We start from the raw sequence: 19,576 nt of genomic DNA on the forward strand, positions 1-19,576 counted from the left end.
TGTGCATAGTAAACGCTATATATGGTGTTTGCGCTCAATTTAACTGTGCTTTTATTGATATAAAGCAAAGATTGAAAGACACGGCTGAAAAGTTAAACGGCGGGCAAAAAATGGCAGGAGAGGAGGAGAGAAATGCAGCGCGCGAAGCGCTGCCGCGTTAAGTTACGCTAATGCCGCCAGCAACAGATCGATGGTCATCATAACGCCATAGCGTGCGTGAATAGCGGAAGTGGGCAGGGTTAAACGCTGGTGTGAGAGTGCCGCTAACGGATTATCCTCGGTGGTGAAGGCAATAATCGGTAACCCCCGGCGGTGCGCTTCGAGAGCCGCGCTTTGCAGAGACGCATCCGCCGTACCGCTGGCGAACACCACCAACGCATGGTCGTCATTGAGCGTGGCGGCGGTCATACGCATTAAATTCTCTTCATGACAAAACGATGCGGCAATCCCTTTTTCCATCAGTTGATACTGAAGTTGCGCGGCGCAGGCACTATCCTGCGCGCCACGAGCGAAAATATGGACGCTACGCGCCTGGCGTAAGGTGGTGGCGGCCTGGCTAAAAGCCTGATGCGGAATCTGCAATAACTGCTGGCGCAAAGTCTGCTGCACCTCGCTCAGATAACGTTCCCACTCAGCGGGCAGCGCGCTGGCGGTTTCCTGGACGGGTAAATAGCGTGAATGTGCTGCGCTGGCCTGCGCCAGCTTCATCCGCAAATCGCGGATATCTTCGCAGCCAACCGATTTGGCAAACCGTGTAATCGTCGCCGGACTGACGCCCGCCTGGGTGGCGAGTTGTTCAATGGTGGCGGAGGCGGCGAAGTTCACATCCTCCAACACGCAGCGCGCCACGCGCGCTTCTTGTTGGCTCAGTTCATTTAACCGATGGCGAATTTGAAAAAGAATATCGCTAAAATCCTCGCGCCCAATTGAACGGGCAAAGCGCTTTAACAGGTCCGGCCCAATGCCGGCTTTCGCCGCCAGTTTTTCCAGCGTGGTGGTGGTGGCGTAATCATGATCGCCGGAGATGGCTGGCTGTACGCTGTTTTCATCCGGGTGTGGATGGCTTAGCGCACGTAGCTGGCGCAGAAAATCATCCAAGTCTTGACAGCCTACCGAACGCGCAAATACCGAAAGTGTCTCGGTACTGACGCCCGCTTTAGCGGCCAGCTCCTCCAGCGTAGCCGTAGAGGAAAAACGCAGGTTATCAAGGACGAAACGCGCCACGCGCGTCTGCTGCGGCGGCAGATGCTTAAGCCCGCTCTGAAGTTGCCAGACAATATCCATACGTTGTTTCGCCCCTTACCTAACCTTGTTGATAGTCTCTATCTTGCCATGAAAATATTTTTCATCGGCAATTTTTTACGTTTTACACCGAAATTTTAATTTAATTATTTGAAAAATAATGATTTTAATATTTTCTGTATTCGTCGTGGTTATTAAAAAATAAACCGCGATCACATTGATGAAAAAAATTTTCATACTCAATTTTTTATATCGTTATGATTATTAAACGGTTGTCGGAATTATCACAAAAAGCGATGACGTCAGGGTATTTACAGGGCCAAAAGCTTCTGTTTTATATTTGAGCAACGTAAGCCTAAGAGGAAAAGTTATGCGAATTGTACTCTGCTGTGCGGCGGGAATGTCCACCAGTATGTTGGTGAGCAAAATGAAAGCTGAAGCGCAAAAGCGTGACCTTGATGTGCGGATTGATGCGGTGCCGGTCGCCGAATTTGAACGCATTATTACCGATGCCGATGTGGTGTTATTAGGGCCACAAGTGCAATTTGAAGCCCCGCGCCTGCGGGAGTTGGCCGCGCCGCTGGGCAAACCGGTCGCGGTGATCGATATGATGGATTACGGCACGATGCGTGGCGACAAGGTGCTGGATAAAGCGTTGACGCTACTGGCCTAACTTTTTCCGGCACGCCGCCGGAGCCTTTATTTATATATCACTTTGCGATGCGTGGTTGATGCCGCATGCGGCTTCGTGCATCCCAAATTTCGTCAAAGAGGAATTTTTATGGAGCTGGAAAACGTGATTATGGAACTGCTGGTGCATGCGGGGACCGCGCGTAGCCACGCATTATCCGCGCTACAGCAGGCGCGCCACGGTGATTTCGCCGCGGCAGAACAGGCGATGGACGAATCAAAAACGGCGGTAAGCGCCGCCCATCGGATGCAAACCGCCTTAATCGGTCTGGATGAAGGCAGCGGTAAGCTTCCGGTGACCCTGATTGCCGTACACGCCCAGGATCACTTAATGAATGCAATGGTTATTCAAGATTTGGCGACCGATATTATCGCGCTGTATCGCCGTTTACCGGAAACAGGAGTATCTCATGTTTAAGATTGCGGTTATCGGCGGTGGCAGTAGCTACACGCCAGAATTAATGGAAGGTATTATCCAGCGTTATCAGGAGGTGCCGGTTAGCGAACTGGCGCTGGTGGATGTTGAGTCGGGGCGGGAAAAGGTCGAAATTATCGCCGCGCTGACCAGGCGGATGTTGAAGCGTAACGGCCTGGAGCAGGTGAAAGTTAGCGTACATTTCACGCTGGATGAGGCAATAAAAGGCGCGCGTTTTGTCCTGACGCAGTTGCGCGTGGGGCAACTGGCGGCCCGTGCGGCAGATGAACGCCTCGGCCTACAGTACGGCATGCTTGGCCAGGAAACCACGGGTGTAGGCGGCTTTGCTAAGGCGCTGCGTACCATTCCGGTTCTGATGGAAGTGGCGCGTAAAGTCGAAGCGTTGGCGCCGGACGCCTTTATCATTAACTTCACCAATCCTGCCGGCATCGTTACCGAAGCGGTGTCCCGCTACAGTAAGGCGAAAATCATCGGCCTGTGTAATGTACCGGTTACCATGCACCATATGATTGCCGATATGTTACAAGCTAAACGCGAAGAGGTGGCGTTACGTTTCGCCGGGCTAAACCACATGGTTTGGGTGCATCAGGTCACGCAGCAGGGGCGGGATGTAACGGCCAAAACCATCGAACTGTTGTGTGATGGTAACGCCTTGTCGATGAATAACATCAAAGAGATCCCCTGGCCGCCAGCCTTCTTACGCGCATTGGGCGCCATTCCTTGCCCTTATCATCGCTACTTTTACCAGACGCGCGCCATGCTGGAAGAGGAAGTGGAAGCGGCGCAATCCAATGGTACTCGTGCTGAGCAAGTGATGAAGGTTGAAGCGGAGTTATTCGCCTTGTATGCCGATCCCCATCTTGACCACAAACCAGAACAACTCAGCTTCCGCGGCGGCGCATTTTACTCGGAAGTAGCGGTTGAACTGATCCAGGCCATCCATAACAACAGCGGTAAGGAGATGGTGGTCAACTGCCGTAACAATGGCGCTATTCAAGGGCTGCCGAACGATGCGGTGGTAGAAACCAACTGCCTGATTGACGCCCAAGGCGCTCACCCGCTGAGCTTTGGCCCGCTGCCTCCGGCGATGAATGGTTTAACGCAGCAGATAAAAGATTTTGAGCGTTTGACCATCGAAGCGGCGGTTCATGGCGATCGCGCTAGCGCGTTATTGGCGCTGGTCACCAATCCGTTGATTGGCAACCTGGCGTCAGCCGAAGCGTTATTGCAGGATGTGCTACGGATTAATCAGCCGTGGTTGCCGCAATTTAACTGAGCGCACTATAACAATAACGTCGGCTAAGCACGACGGTAAGGGGTGACTATGTCTACTAATCAATCACTGATCGAGCGTTATGTTTTACCGGCTGCGTTGAAAGTGGCCGGTCAGAAACATGTGTTGTCGGTACGCGACGGTATTATTCTCAACATGCCATTTATGTTGATTGGGAGTTTTTTCTTAATCTTCGCTTATTTGCCCATTCCGGCGTGGGGGCACGTGATGGCCGGTGTCTTTGGTGATGCCTGGCGCGATAAGCTGTTGTATCCGGTGAAGGCCACTTACGACATTATGGCGATCCTGTCGAGCTTCGGCATTGCCTATCGGCTGGCGGAAAAGTACCGTACCATCGATCCGCTAACCAGCGGCGCCATGTCGCTGGTGGCGTTTATGATGACCATTCCACAGCACACGCTTTTCGCCCCGGTAGAAGGCGCGGCGCAAAAAATCGTCGATGGCGTGATCCCGGTTAACTTGATCGGTAGCCAGGGGTTATTTGTCGCCATCATTATTTCGCTGCTATCAACGGAGATTTACCGTTTTGTTAGCGGGCGTAATTTAGTCATCCGTATGCCGGACGGGGTGCCTCCGGCGGTCGCAAAATCTTTCCTCGCGTTGATCCCCGGTTTCTGCGTATTGGCGATTGTGCTGGCATTGCGTCTGGCGGTGGAAGCCTCACCGTTTGGCGATGTGAATAATATGATCGCCACCATCATTGGTATTCCGATGCATCACGTAGGCGGTACCCTGCCGGGTATGATCTTCTCGGTTATTCTGATTGGCGTGCTGTGGACGCTTGGCCTACATGGCGATGCCATCGTGCTGGTATTTATCCAGCCGGTTTGGCTGTCGAACATGACGGAAAATCTTGATGCCTTTCAACATAACCTGCCGATCCCGCATATTATCACGCAGCAATTTTATGACCTGTGGATCGCGCCCGGCGGCACCGGCGCGTTGTTAGGATTGGTGCTATTTATGCTGTTGCGCAGCCGTAGCGTGCAGATGAAACAATTGGGGAAAATTGCCGCGCCGGGCGCGTTATTCAACATCAGTGAGCCGATGGTGTTTGGCATTCCGTTGGTGATGAACCCTTACTTTTTCCTGCCATTTATTTTAACGCCGGTGGTGCTGGTGCTGGTTTCTTACTTTTCCATGTCGACCGGGTTAGTCGCACCGCCTGCGGGTATTGCGTTACCGTTTACCACACCGATTTTCGTCAGCGGTTATTTGGCCACTGGCGGCCATATTTCGGGAACGATATTACAGGCGGTAAACCTCGGTCTTTCGTTGGTGATTTACTATCCCTTCTTCCGGGCCTGGGATCGGCTGAAATTGCGCGAAGAGCAACAAGCGACCGCGGTTGCTGCGGCAGAAACCCACACTTCGGGCGCAACGCACGCGTAATCAGATACCCGGCGTTCAGGCGCCGGGTAACCTCTCAGCGAGCTTTCTGATACCACCATACCGCTTCATACGGGCGGAGCATCATCTCACCCGGAACGGTATGGCTATCTGGATAATTTCCCGCCAAAATCTCCCATTCGCCCTGGAAGGGTTCAGGGTGCCAGGACTGCGCCTCGCGACTAAAATTACTCACCACGATCAGCATCTCGCCCTCATAGCAACGGCGGTAACACCACAAATAAGGATGGTCCGGCAGCAAATCGGTGTAATCACCCCACGTGAGAATCAAATGGGTTTTACGCAACTGAATCAGCTTTTGATAGGTGTAAAACACCGAATCCGGGTCTTCAATCGCCGTGGCCGCATTGACCGTTTCATAATTCGGGCTCATGCCAATCCACGGCGTCCCGTCGCTAAACCCGGCATTTTCACTGGCGTCCCACTGCATTGGCGTACGGCCGTTATCGCGCGATTTGCTGGCGAGGATAGTCAACAAGTTTTCACTGTCGCGCCCCTGTGCGCGCAACTCGGCATACATGTTATGGCTCTCAATATCGCGATAGTCGATAATCCGGCTGAAATGTGGGTTAGTCATGCCGAGTTCTTCGCCCTGAAAGATGTAAGGCGTGCCCTGCATGCCGTGTAGCGCCATCGCCAGCATCTTGGCGGATTGAACACGGTATTCGCCTTCATCGCCCCAGCGCGATACCACGCGCGGTTGGTCGTGATTACACCAAAACAGCGCATTCCACGCTTGGTTATGCATACCCTGTTGCCAATGGGTAAAAATGCCTTTCAGCGCGACCAGGTCAAGCGGCGTCAGCGTCCACTTTTGTCCCTGGTAAAAATCCACTTCTACATGGTCAAAGCTAAACACCATTGAGAGCTCTTGCCCATCCAGCGCGCCGTAACGCTGGCAGTGCTCCAGCGTGGCGGAGGACATTTCGCCCACCGTCATCAGCTCGCGTGGACGAAAAACATCACGGCTCATCTCCTGCATATATTCATGGATACGCGGCCCATCGGTATATAACCGCAAGCCATCGCCGTGCGGATCATCGGGAAAATCCTGATGTTTTGACACCAGATTCACCACGTCGAGGCGTAGCCCGTCAATGCCGCGATCGGCCCAGAAATTAACGATCTGTTTTAACTCGGCGCGCACATGTTCGTTCTCCCAGTTCAGATCGGCCTGCTCCGGCGCCCACAAGTGCATATAGTACTGACCGCTTTCCGGGTGCCAGCGCCATGAGGAGCCGCCAAACTTTGAACGCCAGTTATTCGGCGGCTCATTAGGCGTGCCGTCGCGCCAGATATAGTAGGAACGGTACGGGCTCTCTTTATCCAGCGCCTCATGAAACCAGTGATGTTGAGTCGACGAATGGTTAAACACCATATCGAGGATCACACGCAGGCCGCGCTGGTGCGCTTGCTCCACCAAATTATCGAAATCATTCAGCGTGCCATAGGCCGGATCGATGGCGGTATAGTTCGCTACATCGTAGCCATTATCCACCTGTGGTGAGATATAAAATGGGGTAAGCCACAGCGCGTCAACACCGAGTAATTTCAGATAATCAAGGCGCTGGATCACACCTGCTAAGTCGCCGGTGCCGCTACCGGTCGTGTCCTGGAAACTCTTCGGATAAATTTGATAGATGACGCCATTTTGCCACCAGGGTGGAATTTTATTCATTGCTCAATCCTGATTATCAGGCGAATCACGCCGCCTGGTTTATCAACCGTTGTTAGTGTTATTCGCTGTTCCCTAAGGTTAGCCACTTACTGGCGGTTCGGGACGCTGTACCGATCAGAATGGGTCGAAAAAATAGGGCTAGCGTGGCGGTAGGCAGCACAAAAGGCGTGGCGACACGCTCTGGCGCGGGAAGCGGTGCAGCAACCGATTAAGTAAATTCACTGATAAGGTTGTTGCAAAAATTTACGAAGTGGTCATTTTTTAGCCTTTTCAGGCTTGCCGGGCAAGATGAATTGTGGTTAATGAGTGGGGTTTCCGCTATGCGGGTTGCCTTTTTAAACATGGAGTTATTTATGCCGCTGCGTCGCGCCACGCTTATTTCATCGTTACTGTTTTCCTGTTGTGGGTTTGCATCAACGGTCGGAAGTTTACCGCTCATGCCATGGCCACAGCAGGTGGAACAACCAGCTCAAAGCGGCAAATTAGTCCTGACTCCGCAACTCACGCTACAGATTAACGGCGATAATCTGGATGGCGCTCGCGAGCGCTGGCTGGGGCGGATTGCGCGGCAAACCGGCTGGCCGATAATGACCGATGCGTCAGTGACGAAAAATCCCACCATTCGTATTGATATTGCCCGGGCGGTAGCGGTTATCCCGGGTGTGGATAACGATGAAAGTTATCGCCTGGATGTGACGTTGAACGGCGTTGTCCTGAAAGCTAATACGCGTTTTGGCGCCATGCGCGGCATGGAAACCTTGTTACAGTTGATTCAAAACGACAGTGAAAATAGTGCGATTCCGTTAGTCAGTATTCGCGACCGACCACGTTTTCCGTGGCGCGGCGTATTGATCGATTCTGCCCGCCACTTTATGCCGCTGGCAACGATTAAACGCCAGATTGATGGCATCGCCGCCGCGCGCATGAATGTGTTGCACTGGCATCTTACCGATGATCAAGGGTGGCGCTTTGCCTCAACGCACTACCCACAGCTCCAGCAAAAAGCCAGCGACGGGCTGTTCTACACGCAGGATGAGATGAAAGCCGTGGTGCGTTATGCCGCCGAACGCGGCGTACGCGTGGTGCCAGAGCTTGATATGCCAGGCCATGCATCGGCAATCGCGGTGGCGATGCCGCAGTTAATCAGCCAGCCGGGGCCGTATGCGATGGAACGTGGCTGGGGCGTGTTCAAGCCGCTATTAGACCCGTCGAATGAAGAGGTGTATCGCGTTATTGATACGCTCGTCGGCGAAATGGCGGAGATTTTCCCCGATAGCTATCTGCATATTGGCGGCGACGAAGTCGATCCCACGCAGTGGAACGCATCGCCAAAAATTCAGCAATTTATGCATGATCACGGGTTAAAAGATGCGCATGCCCTGCAGGCTTATTTCAATCGCCGGGTGGAAACGATCCTTGAAAAACATCATCGGCAGATGATTGGCTGGGATGAAATTTATCAGCCCGAACTGCCGCACAATGTTGTGATCCAATCCTGGCAAGGGCAGGATGCGCTAGGCGAAGTGGCGAAAAAGGGCTATCGCGGTATTCTCTCCACCGGTTTTTATCTCGACCAGCCACAATCCGCCGCTTATCACTACCGCAACGAAATTTACCCGCAGGGGCTACAAGGCCGCGACCAGCAACAACCGGGGGAAGAGGCGCAAAGCTGGCAATTTACCTTGCCGCGCTTAAAAGGCAGCCCGGTAGAAGGCAGTTTTACGCTGATCGATGGCAAACAGGGATGGCGTGGATTTATCGATTTTGCCGGTAAGTCCCGGCGCATGGTGCGTGAAGTTAACTGGCTGGCGCCGCATCAGGTGACATTCCGCGTTGATACCTGGATGGGCGAAGTGCAGCCGGTGGTCACGCTGGCGCAGGATAAGCTCACGGGCTATATGCTGGTGAGCAACGTGCGTTATCTGACACAGGGCGAAAAACTCACACAGACGCCAGCCGGAATTCAGCCTGCGGTGCCGGATGCGCAACAGCGCGCCAATCTGTTGGGCGGCGAAGTCGCGATGTGGGCGGAAAACGTCAACGCCGATTTGCTGGATGTGAAACTGTGGCCGCGTACCTTCGTGGTGGCCGAGCGCCTATGGTCAGCGCAAGAAGTGACCAATGAAGAGAATATGTATCAGCGTTTGGCGGCGGTGGACCGGTGGTCGGTCGTGTCGGTTGGCCTTCAGCAACATAGCGAAATGCAGCGGCAATTGACGCGGTTGGCGAATACGACCGACACGATTCCGCTACAAATTTTCGCCGAGGCGCTGGAACCGGCGGGTTATTACACGCGTCAGCACCTCAAATTTCAGGCCGGGCATTATAACGCGCTGGAGCCGTTAAACCGGCTGGCGGATGCGTTACCGGCGGAAAGCGAGGCGGTGCGCATACTGGATACGCAGGTCGATACGTTGATTAATGATCGTGGTAACCGGCAGGCGGCGCAGGCTATCTATCAGCAACTGGCGCGTTGGCAAACCGCGATTCCGCAGGTGATGCCTTTGCTGGCCGGTAATTATCAGCTTAAAGCGCTGCAACCGACGGCGCAACGCGTGGAAGAGATTAGCCGTATCGGCATAGCACTGGTTGAGGCGATAGAGCGGAACCAGACATTTGGCGCGCGGGATATGGCGGCGATGCATAAGACACTGGATGAAGCCGCGCAGACGCAGGATGAAGTGGTGATTGCGTTGGTATATCCGGTAGAGAAGTTATTACGTTCGTTTAAATAATGCGTTGAGCGAGGGTAGTGCGGTAGAGGCCAGGAACCCCTGGCCCACCGGCGCTTAACGGCGAACCGCAATCGCCTCAATTTCAATCTTCACATCTTTCGGCAACCGGGCCACTTCCACGCAAGAACGGGCCGGGAACGGCGCGGCGTGTTCGCTAAAGAAGGCTTCATAGGTTGCATTCACCGTGGCGAAGTCATTCAAATCTTTGACAAACACCGTGGTTTTCACAATATCGCCCACTTTTAAACCCGCCGCCTCAACGATCGCTTTCACGTTTTCCAGCGATTGGCGCGCCTGAGCAGAAATATCGTCGGATACCGCGCCGGTTTTCGGATCGACCGGGATCTGCCCGGACGTGATGATCATGCTGCCCAGATCCACGCCCTGAACGTAAGGGCCGATAGCCGCGGGTGCGTTTTCCGTACTGATTTCGCGAGACATGATTTCTCCTTTACTTATCTGAAAAAGACAGCCAATGCGGCGCTGCCGGTAGCCGCCCATTATAGGGCCAGCGGGGGCGATTACCAGTTTGCCAGCACCACATGATGCGCAAACTCTTTCTCACAATATTTGCACTTCAGATAGATATCTTCAGGACGCTGTTTCACTGCGAAGCTGGAGTTAACCGGTTCGCTGCGGCTAATACAGTTACCGTTCGGGCAGGTTAACACTCGCTCAATGGTTTCCGGGAGCGTGGGCGAAATCTTCCCCACTACCTCATATTCATCAATACGGTTGACCGTGGCGTGCGGCGCGTAAACGGCCAACTGATTAATTTGATCGTCGGTTAAGAAAGTGTTCTCGATTTTAATCAGATCCTTGCGCCCCAACTCGCCGGAAGGCAGGTTTAGGCCAATGGTAATACGCTGATCGGTTTCGGTAAGGCGAAACAGCGACAGAAGTTTAAACCCAATTTGCGCCGGGATATGGTCAATCACCGTGCCGCGCTTAATTGCCTCAACCTGCAGTTTATTATCTTGCGTCATGATCATTCCCCTTACAGAACCTGTTCGCTATTCAGTACCAGCGCTAACAGCGCCTGACGTGCATAAATACCATTGCCTGCCTGCTGGAAATACCAGGCATACGGTGTGGCATCCACATCGGTGGTGATTTCATCAATGCGCGGTAGCGGATGCAGCACTTTCATATGGTCGCGCGCGCCGGCCAGGTCGGCGGCCCGTAGAATAAACTGCGCTTTCACATTGGCGTATTCTGATGGGTCGAGACGCTCTTTTTGTACGCGCGTCATATACAGAATATCCGCCTGCGGAATCACCTCTTCAATGGTGTCGTGGCGGCTCCACGCAATCCCTTTTTCATCCAGCATGTCGGTAATGTAGGAGGGCATTGCCAGCGCATCCGGGGCAATAAAGAAGAAGCGGTTACCTTCGAACTTCGCCAGCGCTTGTGCTAACGAGTGTACGGTTCGGCCATACTTCAGATCGCCGACCATCGCGATATTCAGGTTGCTCAGGCGGCTCTGCGTTTCCTGAATGGTAAACAGATCGAGCAGGGTTTGCGTCGGATGCTGATTAGCGCCATCGCCCGCGTTCAAAATCGGGATGCCGCCGGAAAACTCAGTTGCCAGCCGCGCCGCGCCTTCTTGCGGATGGCGCATCACGATAGCATCGACATAGGTACCAATCACCGAAATGGTGTCAGCCAGCGTTTCGCCTTTTTTCCCGAGCGAGGTATTGCTGCCATCGGCAAACCCCACTACCGAGGCGCCCAGGCGGTGTATTGCGGTCTCAAACGACAGGCGCGTGCGGGTAGAGGCTTCAAAGAAACAACTGGCAATAACCTTATGTTTCAGTAACTCCGGTTGCGGGTGTGCTTTCAGGCTGGCGGCGGTTTTTAGCACCAGTTCCAACTCTTCCCGACTGAGATCATTGATGGAAATAATGTGTTTTTTATACAGCGGATTGGCCATAAGTCACTCTCCTCGCGGCGGTCGGCAGTGGATGACGGGCGAAAAAAAAGCCCCTGAAATAAGGGGCTTGATATGATCGGTTGGGCAACGGAAGGAAAAAGGCTTAGCGCCTGCTATCAGGCGCGGTTGAGCGGTGATGTCAAAGGTGCTCAGTTGCATAGGTCCTCCCGGCAAATTGTCGGGCATTATACGCAATCAGCGCCGCGCATCAAGTGAAAATCCCACGCCAGGTAAACGTTTGCCTCTGGCTGACGCACCGCGCCGGGTTCGGCGCGGCGGTGTAGATTATGGTTGCGTTAAGGTCGCGACCATTACCGCTTTAATGGTGTGCAGACGGTTTTCCGCCTGATCGAAGACGATACTGTGCGTGGACTCAAACACCTCATCGGTGACTTCCATGCCGCCATGCAGATCATATTGCTGCGCCATCTGCTGCCCGAGCGTCGTCTGGTCATCATGAAAGGCGGGTAGGCAGTGTAAAAACTTCACCTGCGGATTGCCGGTCTGTTTTAGCATGGCCATATTGACCTGATAATCACGCAGCAGAGCAATACGTTCACGCCAAGTCTCTTTCGGTTCGCCCATTGAGACCCACACATCGGTATAAATGAAATCCGCGCCTTTGACGCCTTCGGCAATCGCTTCCGTCAGGGTGATTTTTCCGCCGGTCTGCGTGGCGGCCTGGCGGCAGGCTGCCACTAATTCAGCATCTGGCCAGCAGCTTTTCGGCGCCACCAGGCGTAAATCCAACCCGGCCAGCGCCGCGGCTTCCAGCATTGAGTTGCCCATGTTATTACGCGCATCGCCCACATAGACCAGCGTCATTTCATGCAGAGATTTTTGCGGCAAATGTTCCTGCATAGTCAGTAAATCAGCCAGCAATTGGGTCGGGTGAAACTCATTGGTTAAGCCATTCCACACCGGCACCCCGGCGTATTGCGCCAGCGTTTCTACCACTTGCTGACCGTGACCGCGATACTGAATGCCGTGGTACATGCGCCCCAATACACGCGCGGTATCTTTAATTGACTCTTTATGACCAATTTGGCTTCCGCTAGGGCCAAGATAAGTGACATTTGCACCCTGATCGTATGCGGCAACTTCGAAAGAGCATCGGGTACGAGTCGAGTCTTTTTCGAAGATGAGCGCGATGTTTTTACCGGTCAGATGTCGCGTTTCTTCACCTTTCTTTTTAGCGGTTTTTAATTCAGCGGCAAGCGCCAGCAGGGCGGTCAGTTCTGCCGGGGTAAAGTCCAGCAGTCTGAGGAAAGCGCGTTGAAAGAGTTGACTCATACGGTACTCCATGTCGGGCAATTAAATGAATTAAAATTCAATTTAACCGTATGAATATTCATTTTCAACCCCACGCTAAAGAAACTTTCTGTTTTGTGTAGTGGCGCGAAGAGCAGTGTGGGAAAATAATAAAATTGATTGCCACACACAGAGGACTGAATCATGGCATACGAAGAATTGCTGGAAGAGCAGCGCGAAGAGACGCGGCTGATTATTGAAGAGCTGCTGGATGATGGTAGCGATCCGGATGCGCTCTACACCATTGAGCATCATCTCTCCTGCAACAATTTCGATTCGCTGGAAAAGGCCGCCGTTGATGCTTTCAAGCTGGGTTATGAAGTTACCGACCCGGAAGAGCTGGAACTGGAAGATGGCACCACCGTGATGTGCGTGGATATTCTGAGTGAGCTGGCGCTCAATGCTGAATTGATTGATGTCCAGGTTGAGCAACTGGTGAACATGGCGGCGAAATACCATGTTGATTATGACGGGTGGGGAACCTATTTCGAAGATCCTGATGCCGAAGAGGACGACGAAGAGGGCGGCACCTATATTGATGAAGATGATGACGGCGTCCGTCACTAATCATGAATTAACTTCCGGGCCGGTGTTTCGCCGGCCTGACTTGAACCGATTAAAAATGTCGTCATGACTTATAGCGATCTTCTTACCCCTATTCATCAGTTTCTGCAGTGCCGTACGCCCCAGTCGTGGATAGAAGCGGCGCGCAAGCCGGAAAACTTGCCGTTGCTGCTCACCGACCATCTGATTTGCGAACTGAAGGCGGCGCAAACCGCCACCTGGCTGATTCGTAAATATGTTGCCGATAAACCGGGCGCAGAAGCGTTGCTTGCCTGGATGCAGCCTTACGAGACGTTTGTGCACGGGCAACAACAGTACGATACTGATTTTTTAAACGCGCATAAAAACCTGTCGAAACGCATTCTGTCGCGCCACGATGTGCCGTGGGGCGATGAATTGTTGGAAAAGATGGTGTTGCTGATTAAAGAGGAGCTACACCATTTTTATCAGGTATGGGAAATTATGCAGTCGCGCGGTATTCCTTATATTCGCATTACCGCCAGCCGTTACGCGAAAGGGTTGATGCGTGAGGTGACGACGCATGAACCGGATACGCTGGTGGATAAACTGATCTGTGGCGCTTTTATTGAAGCGCGCTCCTGTGAGCGGTTTGCCAGCCTGGCACCGTATCTGGATGAGGAACTGGAGAAGTTTTATCTGTCATTGCTGCGTTCTGAGGCGCGCCACTATCAGGATTATCTGGCGTTGGCGGCACGCATTTCGCCAGTAGAGATTAGCGCCCGGGTAAGAAAGATTGGGGAAAACGAGGCGAAGCTAATTTTGGCGCCGGATAACGCGTTACGGTTTCATAGCGGGGTGCCTGCTTTTTCGGCGTAATGTAGGTACGTTGCGTTTATGGGGTGGCTGGTGTGTCACCTCTTTTTGCCAAATGAACGATTATATGTTTCCGCAATAACGTGAAAAAATCTTTAATTGGATTAAGACATAATTCCGGTGAAAACTGTGTTTCAAAGCTTGCGTCAAGATTGTGGCTGAACTTACATTCGAAGTCATCAATTTCAATAAGTAACTCATGGAGTACATTATCGGAAACATGTTCAATATAGTATTTTATGATGCCTTCATCAGAGATGTCTGGGCCGTTGATGATATCGTAGTCTTGGTTAAAGTAGCCACCAAGTAGCGATCTCAGATAAGGGTAGTCGCTCATGATTTACCTACGGTAAAGGGTAAGAAGTGAGTATATAAAAAGGTTTTCCATTGTATTCTTACGAATCATTATGCCAAACATAGCTGTAAGCGACCGAAAAAGCGCCAGTACCAAAAAGCGAATAAAATAACCGTCATCACAATCAAATATAATGTACGATGTTTTTTTCGTAGGGTTAGCCAAATAAAAGGTAGCAGCAGCATCAACGTCAATGGTGCGGTGAAAGCCCGAATGTCATCAACCATAAATATCCGATACGCATCACATAGCGTCTTGACTTCATCGCCATCAATATATTGCTCTTCTTTAAAATAAGAGAGGTAAGCAATCATAAATATACTCAATAAAAACCAGAGCGTAGTGATGGTGAATTTTTTCCAGTTCATTCTTTTATTCCAAGGATATGATTGAGCGTCTTTTTCTTCTCTAATATTCTTCTGCCATATGAGCTATATTCACGCATCGGGTCTCCCTTAGATGCATGAATAGAATCTATAAAATCTTGTTTGATGCGTTGGGTTCCCCGATTATATCGTGAGCCAGCTAAAATGATTTGCTCATCATTTAATATTTCTGTATTCGTGTTTGGATAATCAGCAAAGATTAGTTGCTTCAAATGTTGAGCAACAATTCGTAAATTAAACTCATTATTTAATAAACAGGTAGAAAGTTGAAACTGCTGTAAAGAACTTAGTTGAGAAGGATCAAGCCCTAATGTTTCGGCTACGGCTCTGAGTTGTATCGCCACCGCACCAACTGAGACAGCATTTGACCATTTATTATCGGTATTTATCAAAAATTCAATAAGTTGTCTAAATTGTAGAACACCATAACCCTTAAGCCTTTCCGGAGTGCCTCCGACTTCTGCTGCTGCTACGCCAGCCAGTAAAAAGGGCGGTATTTTCTCTTCCCTTGCTATTTTAATTATACGGCTTCTATTATAAACCAGAAAAGAAGCTTTATAAGCCCATAGGTAGTTTTCGCCGGTAAGGAAACGGTGATTGTTTGGTAAAAACCAAAATCGCATAAAATCAATCCCGTTCCAATGTGGAAACCCTTCGTTATCTACCTGACAAAACATATTCATCGCGCCTCCTGGCATAATTCCCTAATTTTTTATTATTTATTTTTTTCTCGATGAACTGTCAAGAGGTTATACTGAATTTGTGATGTAAGGTTGGTTTTTATTCACAACCTTTTCAGCATCCGCACTTCGCAATCAACATGACCCGTACACCCCATTGGGCCGCTAATATGCTCAAAACCTAACTGCTCATACAATTTAATGGCACGTGTCAGGCTACCGGTCGTTTCCAGATAGCAGCGGGTAAAACCGCGCTCACGGGCGAAATCCAACGCCCGTAACGCCAATTGCCGCGCCAAACCAAGACCGCGCACCGGCGCCAGGAAATACATCTTTTGCAGTTCACAAATATCCGGTTCGCTACATTGTAAAGGCGCAACGCCGCCGCCGCCGACCACTACACCATCCAGTTCGATAATCCAGTAAGCGCTGTTCGCCGCGCTATACAGTTCAAACAGCCGATCAAGCTGCGGATCGGAAACGGTATAGCCTTTATCCGCCGTCAGGCCAAACTCGGCCGAAACTGTGCGGATCACTTGAGCAATAGCCGGATTATCTTCACCGGTTATTGGACGGACGCGCAAATTGAGCTGAGCCGCGGTAGTCATGATAGTTCACTCTTTCGCTGACATAATCAGGCCGGGACATGCCCGGCCTGGAAAAGGATTAAACAGGGCAGTGATTACAATGCCGCAATTACCGCCTGCTGTTCAATCAGTTTGGCTTTCGCTTGCTCAAATTCCGCCATCCGGTCGCGCTCCTTCGCCACAACCGCCTCTGGCGCTCGTGAGACAAAGCCTTCATTAGAGAGTTTTCCGGCGATTTTCGCGATCTCGCCTTCCAGGCGCGTCACCTCCTTCACCAGCCTCTCCAGTTCGGCGGCTTTATCTACCAGACCGGCCATCGGAATCAGCAACTCAGCGCCTTCAACCAGCTTAGTGACGGAAACCGGGCCTTTATCGTCGGCTGCCAGTAGCGTGATAGCACTGAGACGCGCCAGCGATTGCAGGAAGCTGCGGTTATCATTAACCCGACGCTGTACTTCCGCACTGGCGCCGCGCAGCAGCACATCCAGCGGTTTACCCGGCGCGATATTCATTTCGGCACGGATATTACGCACCGCGACAATCGCTTGCTTCAACCATTCGGTATCGGCAATTGCCGCCTCATCGACGCTTTCCGCCGACCAGGTCGGGAACGGTTGTAGCATGATGGTATCGGCGGTAATGCCTTTCAGCACTTTCACGCGCTGCCAAATAGTCTCAGTAATAAACGGAATAATTGGATGCGCGAGGCGTAGCAGCGCTTCCAGCACCGTTACCAGCGTATGGCGCGTGCCGCGCAGTTCCGCTTCGCTACCGCCGTTCATCACCGGTTTGGTTAACTCCAGATACCAGTCACAGAACTGGTTCCAGGTAAACTCATACAACGCACTGGCCGCCAGATCGAAACGGTAGTTATCCAGCGCCTCGCGGTAGGTTTTCACCGTTTGGTTAAACTCAGCCAGAATCCAGCGATCCGCCAGCGAAAGGACCTTATCGCCGCCGTTGAAACCGCAATCCTGCTCCTCGGTGTTCATCAGCACAAAACGGCTGGCGTTCCACAGCTTGTTACAGAAGTTGCGGTAACCTTCCAGACGCTTCATATCCCAGTTAATGTCGCGCCCGGTAGAAGCCAACGCGGAAAGCGTAAAGCGTAGTGCATCGGTGCCGGTAGGTTCAATACCGTTCGGGAACTGCTTCTCGGTACGCTTACGAATTTTTTCCGCCAACTGCGGCTGCATCATATTGCCGGTGCGTTTCTCCAGCAGCGCTTCCAGTGAGATACCATCCACCATATCCAGCGGGTCGATAACGTTACCTTTCGACTTGGACATTTTCTGGCCTTCTTCATCGCGGATCAGACCGGTCATATACACGGTCTTAAACGGCACCTGCGGCTTACCGTTTTCATCCTTAATAAAGTGCATGGTCAGCATGATCATGCGTGCGATCCAGAAAAAGATAATATCGAAGCCGCTAACCACTACGCTGGTAGGGTGGAAGGTGCGCAATGCTTCAGTATTTTCCGGCCAGCCAAGGGTGGAGAAGGTCCACAAACCGGAAGAGAACCAGGTATCCAGCACATCTTCATCCTGATGCAACGCCACGTCTGCGGCGAGCTGGTTTTCGCTGCGCACCTCTTCTTCGCTGCGACCGACATACACATTACCGTGGTCGTCATACCAGGCCGGGATACGGTGCCCCCACCACAGTTGGCGCGAAATACACCAATCCTGAATATCGCGCATCCACGAGAAATACATATTCTCGTACTGCTTCGGTACGAACTGAATATCACCCTGTTCAACGGCTTCAATCGCCACTTTTGCCAGCGGAGCAGTACGGACATACCACTGATCGGTCAGCATCGGCTCAATGACCACGCCGCCGCGATCGCCATAGGGAACGGTCAGATCGTGTGGTTTCACCTCTTCCAGCAGACCTAATTCATCCACGGCGGCAACCACCGCTTTACGGGCCGCGAAACGCTCCAGGCCGCGGAATGAGGCCGGGATCGCGTGGTCGTAAACCTCAGACTCTTCGCCGTTGGTATCGTAAACCTGCGCGCTGTCGCGAATATCGCCGTCAAACGTCAGAATATTAATCATCGGCAGTTTGTGACGACGACCAACTTCATAGTCATTAAAATCATGCGCCGGGGTGATCTTCACGCAGCCGGTGCCTTTTTCCATATCGGCGTGTTCATCGCCAACGATCGGAATACGGCGATCAACCAGCGGTAAGGTGACGAACTTACCGATCAGATCTTTATAACGCGGATCTTCCGGGTTCACCGCCACGCCGGTATCGCCCAGCAAGGTTTCCGGACGCGTCGTGGCGACCACCAGATACGCTTTGCCATCTGCGGTGCGCGCGCCGTCCGCCAGCGGGTAACGGATATGCCACATGGAGCCTTTCGACTCGCGGTTTTCTACTTCCAGGTCGGAAATCGCGGTACGCAGTTTCGGATCCCAGTTCACCAGACGCTTGCCGCGGTAGATCAGGTTTTCCTTGTAGAGACGAACAAACACCTCTTTCACCGCGTTAGACAAGTCGTCGTCCATAGTGAAGCGTTCGCGCTCCCAGTCTACCGAGTTGCCGAGACGCCGCATCTGGCGCGTAATAGCGCCGCCAGACTCCGCTTTCCACTGCCAAATTTTGTCGATAAACGCCTCGCGCCCATAATCCTGGCGCGTTTTGCCCTCTTCAGCGGCGATCTTACGCTCTACCACCATTTGCGTCGCAATACCTGCATGGTCGGTACCCGCCTGCCAGAGGGTGTTTTTCCCCTGCATGCGCTGATAACGGATCAAGGTATCCATAATGGTTTGCTGGAAGGCGTGACCCATATGCAAGCTGCCGGTGACATTCGGCGGCGGGATCACGATGCAGTAGCTTTCCTGGCGGGTATCGCCATTAGGTTTGAAATAGCCCTGCTTTTCCCAGTGCTCGTAAAGCGGCTGCTCGATATCTTGCGGGTTATATGTTTTTTCCATTTCTACTTATGTCGTTTGCGGCTGCGGCGGCGTTGCCGTATTCAAGTGGAAGCCGACGCTGCGATAGGCTTTATAACGGTCGCGCGCCAACTGTTTCAAAGATTCTTCGTAAGGTACGAAGTCTATCACTTCATGGAAAGCGGTGGCAAAATCTGCAAACTGCGGCAACAGGCTAATTAAGAGATCGCGCGGCGCATTACCGCGGCGCTGCGGCCAGGCTAGCTCAACCGGCGCGCCGTAGCGCGGCCCTTCGCCAGCCAGATTATGCGGCACAAAGGCATTGGCCGGACGTTGCCATAACGCTTCATCCAAACGTATTGCTTGTTGTTCATCTTCGCAGGCAATCAACACGCGTTTACCGCGGCGCCAATGCGTTTCCGCTAGCTCACAGACTAATACCTCAAGCGGGCGGAGTCCGTCGATCGGCGTCTCGGATTCCAGAAGATAGAAGGTCGCGTTTTTCATGATGCTGCCAATTATATGCGATGGG

At 52.3% G+C, this 19,576-nt stretch carries 19 protein-coding genes; 7 read left to right on the forward strand and 12 right to left on the reverse strand.

The features are described from left to right. Positions 1–162: 162 nt before the first annotated feature. Complete coding sequence (locus tag PMPD1_RS02730; protein WP_173632595.1) at positions 163–1,284, reverse strand: MurR/RpiR family transcriptional regulator; 1,122 nt, start codon at positions 1,282–1,284, stop codon at positions 163–165. A 328-nt stretch (positions 1,285–1,612) separates the two neighbouring features. Here PMPD1_RS02730 and PMPD1_RS02735 point away from each other — a divergent pair, with 328 nt between their 5' ends. The 4 genes from PMPD1_RS02735 to celB all read left to right on the forward strand — a co-directional run bounded on the left by PMPD1_RS02735 (position 1,613) and on the right by celB (position 5,054). Then, positions 1,613–1,915: a PTS sugar transporter subunit IIB gene (locus PMPD1_RS02735; protein ID WP_173632596.1), complete on the forward strand. Its 303-nt coding sequence runs from the start codon at positions 1,613–1,615 to the stop codon at positions 1,913–1,915. A gap of 108 nt (positions 1,916–2,023) precedes the next feature. Continuing rightward, complete coding sequence (locus PMPD1_RS02740; RefSeq protein ID WP_173632597.1) at positions 2,024–2,350, forward strand: PTS lactose/cellobiose transporter subunit IIA; 327 nt, start codon at positions 2,024–2,026, stop codon at positions 2,348–2,350. Then, on the forward strand, positions 2,343–3,644 hold the full coding sequence (locus PMPD1_RS02745) for a 6-phospho-beta-glucosidase (RefSeq protein WP_173632598.1): 1,302 nt from the start codon (positions 2,343–2,345) through the stop codon (positions 3,642–3,644). The genes PMPD1_RS02740 and PMPD1_RS02745 overlap by 8 nt, the downstream gene beginning before the upstream one ends. A 48-nt stretch (positions 3,645–3,692) precedes the next feature. After that, a complete protein-coding gene (celB, locus tag PMPD1_RS02750; protein ID WP_173632599.1) occupies positions 3,693–5,054 on the forward strand; it encodes a PTS cellobiose transporter subunit IIC in 1,362 nt (453 codons plus the stop codon). 34 nt (positions 5,055–5,088) lie between these two features. On the opposite strand, the gene treC is transcribed toward celB, so the two are convergent. Then, on the reverse strand, positions 5,089–6,750 hold the full coding sequence (gene treC / locus PMPD1_RS02755; protein WP_173632600.1) for an alpha,alpha-phosphotrehalase: 1,662 nt from the start codon (positions 6,748–6,750) through the stop codon (positions 5,089–5,091). Between the two features lie 353 nt (positions 6,751–7,103). On the opposite strand from treC, the gene PMPD1_RS02760 reads away from it, so the two are divergent. Then, a complete protein-coding gene (locus tag PMPD1_RS02760) occupies positions 7,104–9,485 on the forward strand; it encodes a beta-N-acetylhexosaminidase (RefSeq protein WP_173632601.1) in 2,382 nt (793 codons plus the stop codon). A gap of 54 nt (positions 9,486–9,539) precedes the next feature. Here PMPD1_RS02760 and ridA read toward each other — a convergent pair whose 3' ends face one another. From ridA to argF, 4 genes are all read right to left on the reverse strand, one after another. After that, positions 9,540–9,926: a 2-iminobutanoate/2-iminopropanoate deaminase gene (gene ridA, locus PMPD1_RS02765; protein ID WP_173632602.1), complete on the reverse strand. Its 387-nt coding sequence runs from the start codon at positions 9,924–9,926 to the stop codon at positions 9,540–9,542. 80 nt (positions 9,927–10,006) lie between these two features. Continuing rightward, positions 10,007–10,471: an aspartate carbamoyltransferase regulatory subunit gene (gene pyrI, locus PMPD1_RS02770; protein WP_173632603.1), complete on the reverse strand. Its 465-nt coding sequence runs from the start codon at positions 10,469–10,471 to the stop codon at positions 10,007–10,009. A gap of 11 nt (positions 10,472–10,482) precedes the next feature. Continuing rightward, on the reverse strand, positions 10,483–11,418 hold the full coding sequence (gene pyrB / locus PMPD1_RS02775; protein WP_173632604.1) for an aspartate carbamoyltransferase: 936 nt from the start codon (positions 11,416–11,418) through the stop codon (positions 10,483–10,485). A gap of 285 nt (positions 11,419–11,703) precedes the next feature. Next, the gene (argF, locus tag PMPD1_RS02780) at positions 11,704–12,711 is read right to left on the reverse strand and encodes an ornithine carbamoyltransferase (protein WP_173632605.1); all 1,008 of its coding nucleotides are present in this window, start codon (positions 12,709–12,711) and stop codon (positions 11,704–11,706) included. A 162-nt stretch (positions 12,712–12,873) separates the two neighbouring features. On the opposite strand from argF, the gene rraB reads away from it, so the two are divergent. Together rraB and miaE are read left to right on the forward strand one after the other, a co-directional pair. Next, a complete protein-coding gene (gene rraB, locus PMPD1_RS02785) occupies positions 12,874–13,296 on the forward strand; it encodes a ribonuclease E inhibitor RraB (RefSeq protein WP_173632606.1) in 423 nt (140 codons plus the stop codon). A gap of 63 nt (positions 13,297–13,359) precedes the next feature. Then, positions 13,360–14,130: a tRNA isopentenyl-2-thiomethyl-A-37 hydroxylase MiaE gene (gene miaE / locus PMPD1_RS02790; RefSeq protein WP_173632607.1), complete on the forward strand. Its 771-nt coding sequence runs from the start codon at positions 13,360–13,362 to the stop codon at positions 14,128–14,130. Between the two features lie 16 nt (positions 14,131–14,146). Here miaE and PMPD1_RS02795 read toward each other — a convergent pair whose 3' ends face one another. The 6 genes from PMPD1_RS02795 to PMPD1_RS02820 all read right to left on the reverse strand — a co-directional run bounded on the left by PMPD1_RS02795 (position 14,147) and on the right by PMPD1_RS02820 (position 19,551). Continuing rightward, complete coding sequence (locus PMPD1_RS02795; protein ID WP_173632608.1) at positions 14,147–14,464, reverse strand: contact-dependent growth inhibition system immunity protein; 318 nt, start codon at positions 14,462–14,464, stop codon at positions 14,147–14,149. 68 nt (positions 14,465–14,532) lie between these two features. After that, on the reverse strand, positions 14,533–14,850 hold the full coding sequence (locus tag PMPD1_RS02800) for a YjeO family protein (protein WP_173632609.1): 318 nt from the start codon (positions 14,848–14,850) through the stop codon (positions 14,533–14,535). Beyond that, a complete protein-coding gene (locus tag PMPD1_RS02805) occupies positions 14,847–15,551 on the reverse strand; it encodes a hypothetical protein (protein ID WP_173632610.1) in 705 nt (234 codons plus the stop codon). Before PMPD1_RS02805 ends, PMPD1_RS02800 begins: the two co-directional genes overlap by 4 nt. A 101-nt stretch (positions 15,552–15,652) precedes the next feature. Next, the gene (locus PMPD1_RS02810) at positions 15,653–16,156 is read right to left on the reverse strand and encodes a GNAT family N-acetyltransferase (protein WP_173632611.1); all 504 of its coding nucleotides are present in this window, start codon (positions 16,154–16,156) and stop codon (positions 15,653–15,655) included. 74 nt (positions 16,157–16,230) lie between these two features. Then, entirely contained in the window at positions 16,231–19,086 is a 2,856-nt protein-coding gene (locus tag PMPD1_RS02815; protein ID WP_173632612.1) for a valine--tRNA ligase, read from the reverse strand. A gap of 6 nt (positions 19,087–19,092) precedes the next feature. Then, positions 19,093–19,551 carry a DNA polymerase III subunit chi gene (locus tag PMPD1_RS02820; protein WP_173632613.1) on the reverse strand — a complete coding sequence of 153 codons (459 nt, stop codon included), beginning with the start codon at positions 19,549–19,551 and terminating at the stop codon, positions 19,093–19,095. Positions 19,552–19,576: the final 25 nt, after the last annotated feature.

It is taken from the genome of Paramixta manurensis (assembly GCF_013285385.1).
Classification (GTDB): domain Bacteria; phylum Pseudomonadota; class Gammaproteobacteria; order Enterobacterales; family Enterobacteriaceae; genus Paramixta; species Paramixta manurensis.

What these genes read in the sequence shown, in the direction of transcription:
- PMPD1_RS02730 (WP_173632595.1), bottom strand. Translation starts at nt 1,284, where the DNA reads ATGGATATTGTCTGGCAACTTCAGAGCGGGCTTAAGCATCTGCCGCCG.
- PMPD1_RS02735 (WP_173632596.1), top strand. Translation starts at nt 1,613, where the DNA reads ATGCGAATTGTACTCTGCTGTGCGGCGGGAATGTCCACCAGTATGTTG.
- PMPD1_RS02740 (WP_173632597.1), top strand. Translation starts at nt 2,024, where the DNA reads ATGGAGCTGGAAAACGTGATTATGGAACTGCTGGTGCATGCGGGGACC.
- PMPD1_RS02745 (WP_173632598.1), top strand. Translation starts at nt 2,343, where the DNA reads ATGTTTAAGATTGCGGTTATCGGCGGTGGCAGTAGCTACACGCCAGAA.
- celB (WP_173632599.1), top strand. Translation starts at nt 3,693, where the DNA reads ATGTCTACTAATCAATCACTGATCGAGCGTTATGTTTTACCGGCTGCG.
- treC (WP_173632600.1), bottom strand. Translation starts at nt 6,750, where the DNA reads ATGAATAAAATTCCACCCTGGTGGCAAAATGGCGTCATCTATCAAATT.
- PMPD1_RS02760 (WP_173632601.1), top strand. Translation starts at nt 7,104, where the DNA reads ATGCCGCTGCGTCGCGCCACGCTTATTTCATCGTTACTGTTTTCCTGT.
- ridA (WP_173632602.1), bottom strand. Translation starts at nt 9,926, where the DNA reads ATGTCTCGCGAAATCAGTACGGAAAACGCACCCGCGGCTATCGGCCCT.
- pyrI (WP_173632603.1), bottom strand. Translation starts at nt 10,471, where the DNA reads ATGACGCAAGATAATAAACTGCAGGTTGAGGCAATTAAGCGCGGCACG.
- pyrB (WP_173632604.1), bottom strand. Translation starts at nt 11,418, where the DNA reads ATGGCCAATCCGCTGTATAAAAAACACATTATTTCCATCAATGATCTC.
- argF (WP_173632605.1), bottom strand. Translation starts at nt 12,711, where the DNA reads ATGAGTCAACTCTTTCAACGCGCTTTCCTCAGACTGCTGGACTTTACC.
- rraB (WP_173632606.1), top strand. Translation starts at nt 12,874, where the DNA reads ATGGCATACGAAGAATTGCTGGAAGAGCAGCGCGAAGAGACGCGGCTG.
- miaE (WP_173632607.1), top strand. Translation starts at nt 13,360, where the DNA reads ATGACTTATAGCGATCTTCTTACCCCTATTCATCAGTTTCTGCAGTGC.
- PMPD1_RS02795 (WP_173632608.1), bottom strand. Translation starts at nt 14,464, where the DNA reads ATGAGCGACTACCCTTATCTGAGATCGCTACTTGGTGGCTACTTTAAC.
- PMPD1_RS02800 (WP_173632609.1), bottom strand. Translation starts at nt 14,850, where the DNA reads ATGAACTGGAAAAAATTCACCATCACTACGCTCTGGTTTTTATTGAGT.
- PMPD1_RS02805 (WP_173632610.1), bottom strand. Translation starts at nt 15,551, where the DNA reads ATGAATATGTTTTGTCAGGTAGATAACGAAGGGTTTCCACATTGGAAC.
- PMPD1_RS02810 (WP_173632611.1), bottom strand. Translation starts at nt 16,156, where the DNA reads ATGACTACCGCGGCTCAGCTCAATTTGCGCGTCCGTCCAATAACCGGT.
- PMPD1_RS02815 (WP_173632612.1), bottom strand. Translation starts at nt 19,086, where the DNA reads ATGGAAAAAACATATAACCCGCAAGATATCGAGCAGCCGCTTTACGAG.
- PMPD1_RS02820 (WP_173632613.1), bottom strand. Translation starts at nt 19,551, where the DNA reads ATGAAAAACGCGACCTTCTATCTTCTGGAATCCGAGACGCCGATCGAC.